Annotated in this window: 14 protein-coding genes; 9 read left to right on the plus strand and 5 right to left on the minus strand. The window is 72.6% G+C overall.

Features of this window, described 5'->3' with window-relative positions; all coding sequences use genetic code 11:
• Positions 1-216: 216 nt before the first annotated feature.
• Entirely contained in the window at positions 217-852 is a 636-nt protein-coding gene (locus tag ACH4EB_RS29490) for a hypothetical protein (protein ID WP_398350964.1), read from the minus strand.
• Between the two features lie 378 nt (positions 853-1,230).
• Here ACH4EB_RS29490 and ACH4EB_RS29495 point away from each other — a divergent pair, with 378 nt between their 5' ends.
• Positions 1,231-1,401: a hypothetical protein gene (locus tag ACH4EB_RS29495; RefSeq protein ID WP_398350966.1), complete on the plus strand. Its 171-nt coding sequence runs from the start codon at positions 1,231-1,233 to the stop codon at positions 1,399-1,401.
• Positions 1,402-1,531: 130 nt separating this feature from the next.
• On the opposite strand, the gene ACH4EB_RS29500 is transcribed toward ACH4EB_RS29495, so the two are convergent.
• A complete protein-coding gene (locus ACH4EB_RS29500) occupies positions 1,532-2,758 on the minus strand; it encodes an acyl-CoA dehydrogenase family protein (RefSeq protein ID WP_398350968.1) in 1,227 nt (408 codons plus the stop codon).
• 182 nt (positions 2,759-2,940) lie between these two features.
• Between ACH4EB_RS29500 and ACH4EB_RS29505 the strand changes: the two genes are divergently transcribed.
• Positions 2,941-3,669, plus strand: a complete 729-nt coding sequence (locus ACH4EB_RS29505) for a TetR family transcriptional regulator (protein ID WP_398350969.1) — start codon at positions 2,941-2,943, stop codon at positions 3,667-3,669.
• Between the two features lie 155 nt (positions 3,670-3,824).
• On the opposite strand, the gene def is transcribed toward ACH4EB_RS29505, so the two are convergent.
• A complete protein-coding gene (def, locus tag ACH4EB_RS29510; protein WP_398350971.1) occupies positions 3,825-4,385 on the minus strand; it encodes a peptide deformylase in 561 nt (186 codons plus the stop codon).
• Between the two features lie 211 nt (positions 4,386-4,596).
• Here def and ACH4EB_RS29515 point away from each other — a divergent pair, with 211 nt between their 5' ends.
• From ACH4EB_RS29515 to ACH4EB_RS29535, 5 genes are all read left to right on the plus strand, one after another.
• Positions 4,597-5,835 (plus strand): MurT ligase domain-containing protein, encoded by a 1,239-nt coding sequence (locus ACH4EB_RS29515; RefSeq protein ID WP_125057884.1) that lies wholly within the window; start codon positions 4,597-4,599, stop codon positions 5,833-5,835.
• A gap of 37 nt (positions 5,836-5,872) precedes the next feature.
• Positions 5,873-6,601, plus strand: a complete 729-nt coding sequence (locus tag ACH4EB_RS29520) for a type 1 glutamine amidotransferase (RefSeq protein ID WP_030018655.1) — start codon at positions 5,873-5,875, stop codon at positions 6,599-6,601.
• A gap of 192 nt (positions 6,602-6,793) precedes the next feature.
• The gene (locus tag ACH4EB_RS29525; protein WP_398350972.1) at positions 6,794-7,819 is read left to right on the plus strand and encodes a 6-phosphofructokinase; all 1,026 of its coding nucleotides are present in this window, start codon (positions 6,794-6,796) and stop codon (positions 7,817-7,819) included.
• Between the two features lie 106 nt (positions 7,820-7,925).
• A complete protein-coding gene (locus ACH4EB_RS29530) occupies positions 7,926-8,891 on the plus strand; it encodes a cytochrome c oxidase assembly protein (protein WP_398350974.1) in 966 nt (321 codons plus the stop codon).
• A 120-nt stretch (positions 8,892-9,011) separates the two neighbouring features.
• On the plus strand, positions 9,012-9,170 hold the full coding sequence (locus ACH4EB_RS29535) for a hypothetical protein (RefSeq protein ID WP_398350975.1): 159 nt from the start codon (positions 9,012-9,014) through the stop codon (positions 9,168-9,170).
• A 151-nt stretch (positions 9,171-9,321) separates the two neighbouring features.
• Here the strand turns inward: ACH4EB_RS29535 and ACH4EB_RS29540 are convergent, their stop codons facing one another.
• Together ACH4EB_RS29540 and ACH4EB_RS29545 are read right to left on the minus strand one after the other, a co-directional pair.
• Positions 9,322-9,906, minus strand: coding sequence for a dihydrofolate reductase family protein (locus tag ACH4EB_RS29540; protein WP_398350976.1), 585 nt, complete (start codon positions 9,904-9,906; stop codon positions 9,322-9,324).
• 322 nt (positions 9,907-10,228) lie between these two features.
• Positions 10,229-10,813 carry a hypothetical protein gene (locus ACH4EB_RS29545; protein WP_398350978.1) on the minus strand — a complete coding sequence of 195 codons (585 nt, stop codon included), beginning with the start codon at positions 10,811-10,813 and terminating at the stop codon, positions 10,229-10,231.
• A 394-nt stretch (positions 10,814-11,207) separates the two neighbouring features.
• Here ACH4EB_RS29545 and ACH4EB_RS29550 point away from each other — a divergent pair, with 394 nt between their 5' ends.
• Positions 11,208-12,707: a selenium-binding protein SBP56-related protein gene (locus ACH4EB_RS29550; RefSeq protein ID WP_398350979.1), complete on the plus strand. Its 1,500-nt coding sequence runs from the start codon at positions 11,208-11,210 to the stop codon at positions 12,705-12,707.
• 132 nt (positions 12,708-12,839) lie between these two features.
• Complete coding sequence (locus tag ACH4EB_RS29555) at positions 12,840-13,688, plus strand: aminoglycoside adenylyltransferase domain-containing protein (RefSeq protein ID WP_398350981.1); 849 nt, start codon at positions 12,840-12,842, stop codon at positions 13,686-13,688.
• The last annotated feature ends 207 nt before the right edge of the window (positions 13,689-13,895 follow it).

The raw sequence follows: 13,895 nt of genomic DNA on the forward strand, positions 1-13,895 counted from the left end.
ACCAAGAAAGTAGAGCGCACCCTTCCAGCCGTCAAGGGATCGCTGCGGAGTGAGACGCCCGACAGGCCGACGACCCCGGACGGGCCGACGACCCACGCTTCGGCGGCGCAGCGAAAGAAGAGGGGCGGCCCCCTTGAGCGCTGCCGGCCCACTGACCGGAACCCGCCGTACTCCACCGGCACGGCGACCGCATCGCGCCCGCCCGGCCCTTCCGGCTTACGGGTTGCCGCCGGAGCCGGACCGCTCACCGGCCCCGCCCCGTCCCCCTCCGCCACCGAGCCACACCGCGATCACCTCGGACGCCACGCGGGCCACGGTCCGGCCGGTGGTGTCGATCACCGTCGTGCCCGGCGGCTCCGGGCACCCGAGGGCCGCGTACTGCCGGAGCGTACGGACGAGCTGCCCCTCCGCCTGGGAGTCGATCTCGCGGCGGCGGACCCGGCACTCCAAGGTGGATACGTCGGCAGTCAGCCGTACGGACGTGATGCCGGCGCCCGGCACGGCAGCGGCGATCCACGCCAACTCCCGCTCCAGCGCGACGAACACGCCCGTCAGGATCAGCCGGGTGTGGCCCACGTCGGCCAGGTTGGCCCAGACCGCGGCGAGATTGCGGCGGGACAGCTCGCTCGGCCCGAGTCCGGGCGGCGGCCAGGGATGCACCTGGTCCAGTTGGTCGGTGTCGATCAGGGCGTGCGGGACGTCCGCGCGGCCGAGCCGGCGGGAAACCTCGTACGCCGTCGTGGACTTGCCGACCCCGGCCGCACCGCACAGGACCAGAATCTCCGGTGACCCCGGGGCTTCCGGCGCTTCCGGCATATCCGGCGTATCCGGCATCTCCGTCGTGGGCTGCATCACCACCCATGGTGATCCGATCGCACCCGCACCGCCAGCGGTTTTGCGGGCCCGAGAAGGCGCACCCGAGCCCGTACGTGCCGCGACGCGCCCGGAACGGGCCCTTGTCCGCCCCCCCGGGGCCGCTGCCCGGCGCCGACGCACGGCCAGCGGACGGCAGACGGCAGACGGCAATGCGGCTACCCGGCCGCCGCCTCCGCCCGAAGGTTCCGCCACGCATGTGCGGCTGCGCGGATTGACGTCGTTGAACGGGCCGTTGAGCTTCTGTTCATCGCCGTGCCCGAAGCTGGCTGTGCCGACGGCGCGGTGGTGCCGACGGGGGATGTTCCGTGCCGAGATTGGACTGTTGTCATGAAGGTCGTTCAGGAACCGCTTCGCGTGCCCGCCGTATCGTTACCGCGCCAGCTTCCCGCGGGCAGCGCCCGGTCGCTGCCGATGCTGGACGCGGTGGTGGAGGTGCTGCGCGCCGCCGGGGAGGACGTGCACGTGGTGTACTCCGCGCACGGTGACGTGTTCAAGGTCGTGCCACGGCAGGAGGCCGCCGCCTGAGCGGACGGGAGCGCCGCCGGCCGGCGCGCACGGCGCCTCTCCGTACGGGTCGCCACGCGGACGTGGCCCCGTCGGCAGGGACGGGGCCACGTCGGCACCGCGGGGCCCGCCCCGCGGGACCGGCCGCGATTCAGCGGATCGGCACCCCCGCCACCGTCCGGGCGATGACCAGCCGCTGGATCTCACTGGTGCCTTCGAAGATGGTGTAGATCGCCGCGTCGCGGTGCATCCGCTCGACCGGGTACTCGCGGGTGTAGCCGTTGCCGCCGAGGATCTGCATGGCCTGGGCGGTCACCTTCTTGGCGGTCTCGCCGGCGAAGAGCTTGGACATGGAGCCTTCGGCCGAGGTGAACGGCTTGCCGGTGGTGGCCATCCAGGAGGCGCGCCAGACCAGGAGGCGGGCGGCGTCGATCTGGGTGCGCATGTCGGCCAGTTGGAAGGCGACGCCCTGGTTGTCGATGATCGGGCGGCCGAACTGGACGCGCGTTTTGGCGTAGTCGAGGGCGACCTCGTACGCGGCGCGGGCGATGCCGACGGCCTGGGCGCCAACGGCCGGGCGGGACGCCTCGAAGGTGGCCATGGCGGCGTTCTTCACGCGTTCCCCGTTGCCGCGCGCCCGCTCGCGGGCGCGCGCCAGGCGCTCGTCCAGCTTCTCCTTGCCGCCGAGCAGGCAGTGGCCGGGGACCCGGACGTCCTCCAGGACCACCTCGGCGGTGTGCGAGGCGCGGATGCCGTGCTTCTTGAACTTCTGCCCCTGGGAGAGGCCGGGGGTGTTCGGCGGGATGATGAAGGAGGCATGGCCCTTGGAGCCGAGGTCGGGGTCGACGACCGCGACGACGACGTGGACGCCCGCGATGCCGCCGTTGGTCGCCCAGGTCTTGGTGCCGTTGAGCACCCACTCGTCCTTGGCCTCGTCGTGGACGGCGCGGGTGCGCATCGCGGAGACGTCGGAGCCCGCGTCGGGTTCGGAGGAGCAGAAGGCGGCGACCTTCACGTCCGCCGCGTCGCCGTACATCTGCGGTATCCAGGTGCCGATCTGCTCCTCGGTGCCGTTGGCCAGCACGCCGACGGCGGCCAGGCCGGTGCCGACGATCGACAGGCCGATGCCGGCGTCGCCCCAGAACAGTTCCTCCATGGCCATGGGGATGCCGAAGCCGGTCGGGTCGAAGAACTGCCGGGCGTAGAAGTCGAGCGAGTACAGGCCGATCTTGGCGGCTTCCTGGATCACCGGCCAGGGGGTTTCCTCGCGCTCGTCCCACTCGGCGGCCGCGGGACGCATGACGTCGGCGGCGAAGCCGTGGATCCAGTCCCTGACCTCCTTCTGCTCGTCGTTGAGTTCCATGGTGAACTCGGCCATGACCCCTCCAGCGCTGCGCCGGGGCGGCGTCCCGGCAGTGTTACTTCGAGAGCGTTACTTGCGGTAACCCGAGTGTGTTACCGACCAGTAAGGGATGTCAACTCCCCCAGGCCCGCAATCGCCCGCAGCGTGGGTGTTACGTTGCGCGAGCGTCACGGATTCACAAGGGCGGGGAGTGGGACATGGAAAACACCCAGCACGACGGCCGGCAGCAGGCCACCGCGGTGGAGCAGTCCGCCGCGGACCACGGCGCCGCGACGGACCCGCCGCACACGGTCCGCCGGCAGCAGACGGCCACCGAGCGGCGGCGCCGCGAACTGCTGGAGGCCGCGGACCGGGTGGTGCTGCGCGACGGCCCGGACGCCTCGATGAACGCCATCGCGGCGGAGGCCGGCATCACCAAGCCGATCCTCTACCGGCACTTCGGCGACAAGGGCGGCCTCTACCGGGCGCTCGCCGTACGGCACACCGACGCACTGCTGGACGGGCTGCGGGCGGCGCTGGACTCACCCGTACCACGCCGGGACCGCGTCGAGGCGACGCTCGACACCTACCTGACCGCGATCGAGACCCGCCCGCAGGTCTACCGGTTCCTGATGCACCCCGCCGACGAGGGCCCCGGCGCCGACAAGGACACCGGCTTCGACGTCGGCCGGCACTCCGCGCCACTGCTGCGCCGGCTCGGCGAGGAGCTGGCGAAGGTGATAGGCGACCGGCTGGACCTGGGGCCGGGCGGCGAGGAGCTGGCCCGGGTCTGGGGCCACGGGATCGTCGGCATGATGCACGCGGCCGGCGACTGGTGGCTGCGCGAACGTCCCTGTTCGCGGGCCCAGTTGGTGCAGCACCTGGCCGACCTGCTGTGGGGGCGGCTGGCAGCGGCCGGGGACCGGCTGGGCGGGCCGGGCTTCTGAGGCCCACGAGGACGGCCCGGCGGCCCGCGCTCACGCGGCCCCGAGCCCGGCCGGGAAGCACGTAGCCGTGAACCTGCGACCCGTACGACCGCGCCCCGTACGCCCGCGACCGGAGCCGTGGCACCCGCGGCCGACGCCGCGCCCGCGCGGCGCCCTTACGCCCCCGCCGCCCGCTCACGCCCCGCCCACGGCGCGCGGGACGCGGCCCGCAGGGCCCGGCGGCGGCGCAGGCCGGTGAGGTGGTCGAGGTAGACGCCGCCCCGGAGGTGGTCGCACTCGTGCTGGAGGCAGCGGGCGAAGAACCCGGTGCCGGACACGGTGCGCGGCTCGCCCGTCACGCTGAACCCCTCGACCACCGCGTGGTCGTACCGCGGGGTGCCGGCCTCGATGCCCGGCACCGAGAGACAGCCCTCGGGGCCGCGCACCAGGATTCCGTCAGCCTCCACCAGGCGCGGGTTGACGAGGTGTCCGAGGTGCCGCCGGTCGTCGTCGTCCGGGCAGTCGTAGACGAACACCCGCAGCGGAACGCCGACCTGGTTGGCCGCCAGCCCGACGCCCTGGGCCGCGTACATCGTCGCGAACATGTCCTCGACGAGCGCGGCGAGCCCGGCGTCGAAATCGGTGACGTCCCGGCAGACCTCGGCCAGGGCCGGGTCGCCGAGCAGGCGCAGGGGGCGCGGGTGGCCGGAGCTGCCGGGGATCGAGCGGGAACGCATGGGGGTAAGGGTACGTTCTGGGAGATGTGACGACGCAGGTCGTCGCGGGTTCGCGAGGTCGCGGCACGGGTAGCGGGATTCGGGGCCGCCGCCGGATCTCGATAGGCTGATCCCCGACCGAAGCCTCCGGCCGGTCATCGGCTCCGGAGGAGGCGTTCCACCGGCAGCCCCAAGGGCGGGAGGGCGCCGGATGCAAGGAGGATCAAGGACGATGGCAGGCAACACGGAGCCGCTGTCGCCACGGGCCAAGCTGGCCGTGACGGCGGGCAAGGCCGCGGCGGCGGTGTCGCGCGCGGCGGGCCGCGGCAGCGGATCGGTGATCGGCGGCAAGGTGGCGCTTCGGCTCGACCCCGACCTGCTGGCCCGGCTCGCCCGGCACCTGGACGTGGTGCTGGTGTCGGCGACCAACGGAAAGACGACCACGACGCGGCTGATCGCGGAGGCACTGCGGGCCAGCGGCCCGGTCGTCTCCAACGCGCTCGGCGCCAACATGCCGGCGGGCATCACCTCCGCGCTGGCCGGCGGCTCCGACGCTCGCTTCGGCGTCATCGAGGTGGACGAGAAGTACCTGGCGGGCGTGGCGCGGGATGTGACGCCCAAGGCCATAGCGCTGCTGAACCTCTCGCGCGACCAGCTCGACCGCGCCGCGGAGACCCGGATGCTCGCCGAGCACTGGCGGGAGGGGCTGGCCGGCTCCAAGGCGCTGATCATCGCCAACTGCGACGACCCGCTGATCGTGTGGGCGGCCTCGTCGTCGGCGAACGTGGTGTGGGTCGCGGCGGGCCAGGAGTGGAAGGACGACGCCTGGTCCTGCCCGTCGTGCGGCGGCGTGATGCAGCGCCCCGGCGACGACTGGTTCTGCGGCGAGTGCGGCTTCCGCCGGCCGACCCCGAGCTGGGCGCTCTCCGGCGACCACGTCCTCGACCCGCACGGCAGCGCCTGGCCGATCCGCCTCCAGCTCCCGGGCCGGGCCAACAAGGCGAACGCCACGACGTCGGCGGCGGTCGCCGCGGCGTTCGGCGTGCCGCCGCAGGTCGCCCTGGAGCGGATGTACTCGGTCCAGGCGGTCGCGGGCCGCTACGACGTGGTCTCGTTCATGCAGCGCGATCTGCGCCTGCTGCTGGCGAAGAACCCGGCGGGCTGGCTGGAGACGTTCTCGCTGATCGATCCGCCGCCGACACCGGTGATCCTGTCGGTGAACGCGCGTGGCGCGGACGGCACGGACACCTCCTGGCTGTGGGACGTCGACTACACCCGGCTGGCCGGTCACCCGATCTTCGTGATCGGCGACCGGAAGCTGGACCTGGCGGTCCGCCTGGAGGTCGCGGGCCTGGACTTCCGGGTGTGTGACACGGTGGACGAGGCGGTGCAGTCGGCGCCTCCGGGCCGTATCGAGGTCATCGCCAACTACACGGCCTTCCAGGACCTCCGCAGGCGCGTGGGGAACTGACGTGAACCAGCGACCTTCACGACAAGGACGAGCGAGCATGAGTGACAACAGCCTGCGGCTGGTGTGGATCTACCCGGACCTGCTGAGCACGTACGGGGACCAGGGCAACGCCCTGGTGGTGGAGCGCCGGGCCCGCCAGCGCGGCCTGGACGTCCAGCGCCTCGACGTCCGCTCCGACCAGCAGATCCCCACCTCCGGCGACATCTACCTGATCGGCGGCGGCGAGGACCGGCCGCAGCGGCTGGCGGCCGAGCGGCTGCGCCGCGACGGCGGCCTGAACCGCGCGGTCTCCAATGGCGCGATCGTCTTCTCGGTGTGCGCCGGCTACCAGATCCTGGGCCACGAGTTCATCAACGACCTCGGGGAGCGGGAGCAGGGCCTGGGCCTGCTGGACGTGGTGAGCACCCGCGGCGAGGGCGAGCGGTGCGTCGGCGACGTGCTGGCCGACATCGACCCGCAACTGAACCTGCCGCCGCTGACCGGCTTCGAGAACCACCAGGGCGTGACCCACCTGGGGCAGACGGCCCGCCCGTTCGCCCGGGTCCGCTTCGGCAAGGGCAACGGCGTCGGCGACGGCTACGAGGGCGCGTACAACGACACCGTCTTCGGTACGTACATGCACGGCCCCGTCATGGCGCGCAACCCGCACATCGCCGACCTGCTGATCAAGCTGGCGCTGGACGTCAACGCGCTGCCGCCGGCCGACGACCGCTGGTACGAGGCCCTGCGGCAGGAGCGCATCGCCGCGGCCACGCAGCCCGCGTAACGACACGCCGACCCGATCCGTACGCCCGTGGTGTCCGCACTACGGGCGTACGTGTGCCCAGGGGGCCCGCGCTTGTAGGGTGAGCGCCATCCCACCGGACGACGGGGTCCGGGCGTCCGGTTGAGAGTCTGTGTCCGCGCCCGGCCGGGGCCCGGCGGACAGGCTCTGATGTGCAGAGGGTCTGCGAGAACAATGCGTATTGGTGTGCTCACCTCCGGCGGCGACTGCCCCGGGCTGAACGCTGTCATCCGCTCCGTCGTCCACCGCGCCACCGCCGACCACGGCGACGAGGTGATCGGTTTCCGGGACGGCTGGAAGGGCCTGCTGGAGTGCGACCACCGCAAGCTGGACCTGGACGCCGTCGGCGGCATCCTGGCGCGCGGCGGCACCATCCTGGGCTCGTCCCGGGTGCAGCCCGCGCATCTGCGGGACGGCGTGGAGCGGGCCCGCGGCCATGTGGCCGACCTGGGCCTGGACGCGATCATCCCGATCGGCGGCGAGGGCACGCTCAAGGCGGCCCGGCTGCTGTCCGATGCCGGACTGCCGATCGTCGGCGTGCCCAAGACCATCGACAACGACATCGCCGCGACCGACGTCACCTTCGGTTTCGACACGGCGGTGGGGGTGGCCACCGACGCGCTGGACCGTCTGAAGACCACCGCCGAGTCGCACCAGCGGGTCCTGATCGTCGAGGTCATGGGCCGGCACACGGGGTGGATCGCGCTGCACTCCGGGATGGCGGCGGGCGCCCACGCCATCGTCGTGCCGGAGCGGCCCTTCGACGTGGCGGAGCTGACCCGCACGGTCGGTGAGCGCTTCGAGGCGGGCAAGAAGTTCGCGATCGTGGTGGTCGCCGAGGGCGCCAAGCCGCGCGAGGGCTCGATGGCCTTCGACGCGGGCGGCACCGACGTCTACGGGCACGAGCGGTTCGCCGGTGTCGCCCGCCAGCTCTCGCTGGAGCTGGAGCGGCGGCTCGGCAAGGAGGCCCGTGCGGTGATCCTGGGCCATGTGCAGCGTGGCGGCACACCCACCGCGTACGACCGGGTGCTGGCGACCCGTTTCGGCTGGCACGCGGTGGAGGCGGCGCACCGCGGCGCCTTCGGGATGATGACGGCCCTGCGCGGCACGGACATCACGCTGGTGCCGCTGTCCGAGGCCGTGGAGACGCTGAAGACGGTGCCCGGGGACCGCTACGCCGAGGCGGAGTGCGTCCTGTAGCGCGTACGGGCCGCCGCGCGGCCTGCTGACCGCCCCCGGCCGCCGCCCCGGCCGGGGGCGGTTCTAGTCTGGTCGCGGAGTATCGGTACGAATCAGGAGCGAGCGGATGGATCACGGCGGGCACGGCATGGACATGGATCTGCCGCCGTTCACGCTGGGGCGCGGCATGGAGTTCGGCGGAGACCCGTTCTTCCTCGTCGGGTGCCTGGTGGGGCTGATTCTGTACGGCTGGGCGGTGCTGCGGCTGCGGCGGCGCGGTGATCACTGGCCGGTGGGCCGGACGGTCGCCTGGGTCGTCGGCGTACTGACCGTGGCGCTGGTGATGTGCACCAAGCTGAACGACTACGGCATGGCCATGTTCAGCGTGCACATGGTGCAGCACATGGTGATCAGCATGCTGTCGCCGATCCTGCTGCTGCTCGGCGCGCCGGTCACGCTGACGCTGCGGGCGCTGCCGGCGGCCGGGCGGGGCCGCAAGGGGCCGCGTGAACTGCTGGTGGCGCTGCTGCACAGCCGGTACATGCGGGTGATCACCCACGCGGCGTTCACCATCCCGATGTTCATCGCGAGCCTGTACGCGCTGTACTTCACGCCGCTCTTCGACTTCCTGATGCAGTCCAGGGCCGGGCACATCGCGATGATGGTGCACTTCCTGGCGGTGGGCCTGGTCTTCTTCTGGCCGATCATGGGCGTGGACCCCGGGCCGCACCGGCCGGGTTACGTGATGCGGATGCTGGAGCTGTTCGCTGGCATGCCCTTCCACGCGTTCTTCGGCATCGCGCTGATGATGGGCACCGAGACGATGATCAAGACGTTCGAGAACCCGCCGGCCTCCTTGGGGATCGACGCGCTCGGCGACCAGAGCGCGGCGGGCGGCATCGCCTGGGCCTTCAGCGAGATCCCGTCGGTGCTGGTGCTCATCGCCCTGCTGTTCCAGTGGTACAAGTCCGAGGAGCGGCAGAACCAGCGCAAGGACCGCGCGGCGACCCGGGACGGGGACCAGGAGCTGGCGGCCTACAACGCGTACCTGGCCTCCCTCCAGGCCCGCGGCCAGGGGGGCGGCGCGGGGTGACCGGTTACTGACCGGAGGTCACGCACACAGCTAGCGGTACGGGCCGCGGCCGGGGACGATGTCCTTGAGGCCGCGGCCCGTGGCGTAGCGCCGCCGGGCCGCCGTGAGGAGGTTGCGGGGATGCCCGGATCCGCTAAGACGATGGCCGCGTGCACGGTCGGTGGGCTGGTCGTGGCGACGGCCTACACCGTGGCGCTGGGCGGCAGCGGCTGGCTCTGGTTCTCCTGGGTGGTGCTGGCCCTGGTGACGATCGCCATGGTGACGGCACGGCCGTCCTGAGCCCGGCGGACACCGTCCGCCACCGCCGCGAAGGGAGTGCCCCGCCCGGGACTCCCGGGGCGCGCGCTCGCCCTCCGTCCGCGCCGGCCGGGATACGGCGCGCGCAGCCGTCAGCCGGTGGGCGCCGGATTCGTCCGCCGCGTGATCGAGTTCAGCGCTTGCGGCTGTACTTCCGTACGAGGACGCCGTTGTCGAAGGTGCGGACGGAGTCCAGGGTGAAGTCCGTGACCGCGAAGTCCGAGCCGAACATGGGCATGCCGGAGCCGTAGACCTGCGGGTAGGTCTTGATGACGAGTTCGTCGACCTCGTCGAGCAGCTCGCCCGCGAGCCGGGAACCGCCGCAGAGCCAGATGCCCAGGTCGCTCTCCTCGGCCTTGAGGGTCCGGACGGCGCCGACCAGGTCGTCGGTGATCAGGTGCACGTTCGGGTCGGGTGACTCGCCGAGGCTGCGGGAGGCCACGTACTCGCGGAGGTGGCCGTACGGGCTGGTGACGCCGGCGTCCAGGCCCACCTGGTAGCTGCCGCGCCCCTGGATGACCGTGTCGAACCGCTGGTTCTCGGCGTCGTGGAAGTTGAGGACGGCACGGCCCTCGGCGGAGACGGTCTCCGGGTATTCCGTCTTGAGGAACTCCAGGAACTCCTCGTTCACGAACTGCATCATCGACGACGCGTCACCGTTCGGGTCGCCGATGAAGCCGTCGATCGAGCAGGCCACGAAGTAGGTGAGCTTGCGCAAGGTGGTCCTCGTTTCCGCTGGCGATGCGGCGGTCGCATCGCGGTGGGGCAGGGCGGTGGCGGCGCGGACGTGTCCCACCCCGCAACCACTTCACCTAGAGTGCTCCAGGTGTAGTGGTTACGCAAGTCTTTCGTGCCGGGAGAAGGCACACGGCGAGGACCGCGCAGCCGGCGTCCGTCCGGGCAGGTCGGCCAGGGGCGGCGGGGCGTCCCGTACGGCGCGGCGCCCGGAGCGGTCGCGCGCCGGCCAGGCGTGCCCGCGCCGCCCCTGGTCGGCGGGTCATGCGCGGATCACCGGACGGCGACCGCGTGTCGGTCACCGCTCAGGAGTGGGCGACATCCACGATGAGCCGGTTCTTCTGCTGGACGACACGGAACGGGAGGCGCTTGCGCACTCCCAGACCTATCTGTGTGTCGCCCTCGAAACTGGCCGCGAACCGGGTGTCCTCGAAGGTGCGGTAGCCCTTGATGTCGACCCCCGGAAGCGGCTTGCCGGCCCGGCCCGGGTACGTCGACTGGCCCGTGCCCGGGTCGTAGCTCGGCGCCGCCACCCGGATCTCCAGGATGGCCCCGCCGCCGACCGGTATCCGCTCGCCCGAGCCGTCCTGGTGCAGGGCGTCGACATAGCCGACCCGGTATCCGACCGGCTTTCCGCCCGCGGTCGGCACCTCGAACACCATCCGGTCGTAGCAGGCGTGCCGACCGGTCCTGATCTTCTTCAGCGGCTGGTGGTCACGCGCCTCGGCGGACTTCAGGGCGCTTCCCCAGCCACCGGTGTCGCACGTGGCCGACGGCGCGGCGGCCGGTGCGGCCCCCGTCGCCGGCGCGGCCGTCGCCGACACCGTCGTCGCCGACACCGCCGCGCCTGCCAGCACCACCGCGGTCAGTACCGTGCCCAAACGTCGCATTGATGACCCCGTATCTCGTTGCTCACGTCGCCACCACCGGATCGCGGCGGCTCGTCCACTGCACGGCCCGACCGGTCGGATCCGGCCGGTCCGTACAGGCGATCATCGCGCACGGGTCTGACAATCGGACGGCCGGACGGCGACTTCCGGCCGCTGCCCGGACGCCCGCGGCCGGTGTGCCCTTGGCGGCGCGCAGGCCCTGTGCGAGGCTCGCAGCCATCGCGGAGCCGCGTCCGGGTGTGCCGCCCCGTCGGCACCGGCCCGCACGCCTGCCGATACGGCCGCCTGTCACGGACGGTCCGGCGCGGCTTTCCGCCCGGCCGACGGGCGGGGCCGGGGAGCCCGCCACGGAGCCGATCACGCAGCCAGTCACGGAGCCGAGGAGAGCCACAAGATGACTACTTCCGAGCATGCCGGTACGGCCTCCCGCACCGACCACTCCGGCGGCGCCGACCCCACCGGACACGCCGACGGCCCGCACCGCACGAGCCACCCGGACCGCCCCGACCCCACCCTCTACCGCACGCCCTCCGAAGCCATCGCCGCTCCCCCGGAGAAGCTCGCCTACCTCGTCGGCTTCGACCGCTCCGCCCGGCGCCCGGACGCGCTGATCGTCGTCGACACCGACCCCGGGTCGAGTTCGTACGGGCGGGTGCTGCACCTCGCCGAGGTGCCCGGACTGGGCGACGAACTCCACCACTTCGGTTGGAACGCGTGCTCCAGCGCCCTCGCCCACGAGGGCCATCACCGGCCCGAACGGCGCTACTTACTGGTCCCGGGGCTCCGCTCCTCCCGGCTGCACGTGTTCGACACGCGACCGGACCCGGCCCGCCCCCGCCTCGTGAAAGTGATCGAAGCCGCCGAACTGGCCGACGCGGCCGGCTATTCGCGGCCGCACACCCTCCACTGCGGACCCGGCGGCGTCCTGCTCTCCTGCCTCGGCGGCGCGCACGGCGACGACGGACCGGGCGGCGTCGCGCTCCTCGACCACGAGACCTTCGACGTCCTGCGCGCCTGGGAGACCGACCGGGGCCCGCAGCGCCTGGCCTACGACGTCTGGTGGCACCTGCGGCACAACATCGCGGTGACCAGCGAGTGGGGCACCCCGTCGATGGTCGAGAACGGTGTGGACCCGGAGCTGCTGCTCGGCCGCGCGTACGGCCACGCGCTGCACTTCTGGGAGCTGGACTCCGGCCGCCACCTGCAACGCCTCGACCTGGGCGACGAACACCAGATGGTCCTCGAACTGCGGCCGGCCCACGACCCGGAGGCGACGTGGGGTTTCGCGGGTGTCGTGGTGAGCGTGGCGGACCTGTCGGCGTCCGTCTGGCTGTGGCACCGCGAGGACAGCGGACGGTTCACGGCGCGCAAGGTCGTCACGATCCCGGCGGAGCCCGCCGAGAAGGACGCGCTGCCGCCGGTCCTCAAGCCGTTCGGGGCGGTGCCGCCGCTGGTCACGGACATCAACCTGTCGGTGGACGACCGCTGGCTGTACGTGTCCGCGTGGGGCACCGGCGAGCTGCTCCAGTACGACGTCGGCGACCCCTTCCACCCCCGCAAAACCGCGTCCGTCCGGCTCGGCGGCATCACGGCCCGGCAGCCGCACCCGGCCGCGCCGGGCCTGCCGCTGACCGGCGGCCCACAGATGGCCGAACTGAGCCGCGACGGACGCCGGGTCTATCTCACCAATTCCCTGTACGGCTCGTGGGACGACCAGTTCTACCCCGAGGGCATCCACCCCTGGCTCGCCAGGCTCGACGCCGACCCGGACCACGGGGGCCTCACCCCCGACCCGCGCTTCTTCCCGCACGGCGAGGACTTCCGCGGGCTGCGCGTCCACCAGACCCGCTTGCAGGGCGGCGACGCGTCGTCCGACTCGTACTGCTACCGCTGACCACGGCGGGCGGTGGGGCCGGCGCGGCGGCTCCGTACCGGAACCGTTCACACGTCACACGCGTGACACGGGACACGGCGCCATCCGGCGGACCACCGCCGCGACGGCCGGCGGACGGGAGGACACAGGACCATGCACGGTGCATCGGGCAGCGCGCGGAAACGTGGGGCACACCCTTCGGTGGAAGCCGTGGTGCGCGCCTTCCTCGCGAGCACGGACCGGCTCTGTCCGGGCCTGGTCGAGGGGCTGTACCTGACGGGGTCGATCGCCCTGGGCGACTTCCGGCCGGGGCGCAGCGACATCGACTTCGTGGCCGTCACCGCGCGGCGGCTCGCGGCGGCGGACGTGGCGGCCCTGGAGCAGGCCCACGCCGAGACGCGGGCCCGGCACCCGCGCCCGTACTTCGACGGTGTCCACGTCACGTGGCAGGACCTCGCGGCGGGGTTCGCGTCCTGCCCCGCCGTTCCGTACACGCTGCGGGGCAGGTTCCGGACGGGCGACGCCTTCGAGGTCAATCCGGTGACCTGGACCGTTGTCGCGCAGCACGCCGTGCCGGTACGCGGGCCCGTCCCCGGCGGATTCGAGGTCGGCGTGGACCGGGCCGCCCTGCGCGACTGGACGCTGGGGAACCTCGGCGGCTACTGGCGCCGCTGGCACACGGCGCACCGCAAGCCGCTGTCGTTGCCGGGCCTGGCCGCACTGGGGGGCGGGGCGCCGGCCTGGGGCGTGCTCGGGGTCAGCCGCCTCCATCACACGACGGCCACCGGAAAGGTCATCTCCAAGGGCGGCGCGGGCCGCTACGCCCTGGAGACGTTCGCGCCGCGATGGCACCCGGTGATCGGGGAAGCCCTCCGCCTCCACCGCTCCGCCTCCGCTCCCCCGGCTGCCCCCTCCCGCCCCTTGCGTAACCCTTTCGCGCGGCGCAGGGCCGCCACGGACTTCGTCGCGATGGTCGTCGAGGATGCGACCGCAGCCCGCTGAACCGGCCGCGTACGGCGGGTCGAGATGTTCCGTCAGGGCGTGCGCGGTGTCGGGTCCGCGCAGGTGGAATGGGGTGGCGTACGGCTCCGTCAGTGGTGTTGCATGCTTCTTCGAAGGGCGTGCCGGGGCGGGTGTTCGCCCCGGTCGCGGTCCGCGCGCTCTGCGGCCCCGCGCGCCTGCCGCCTTGGCCGTCACCACCGTCCGACC

This window comes from Streptomyces sp. NPDC018045, from assembly GCF_044327445.1.
Taxonomy (GTDB): domain Bacteria; phylum Actinomycetota; class Actinomycetes; order Streptomycetales; family Streptomycetaceae; genus Streptomyces.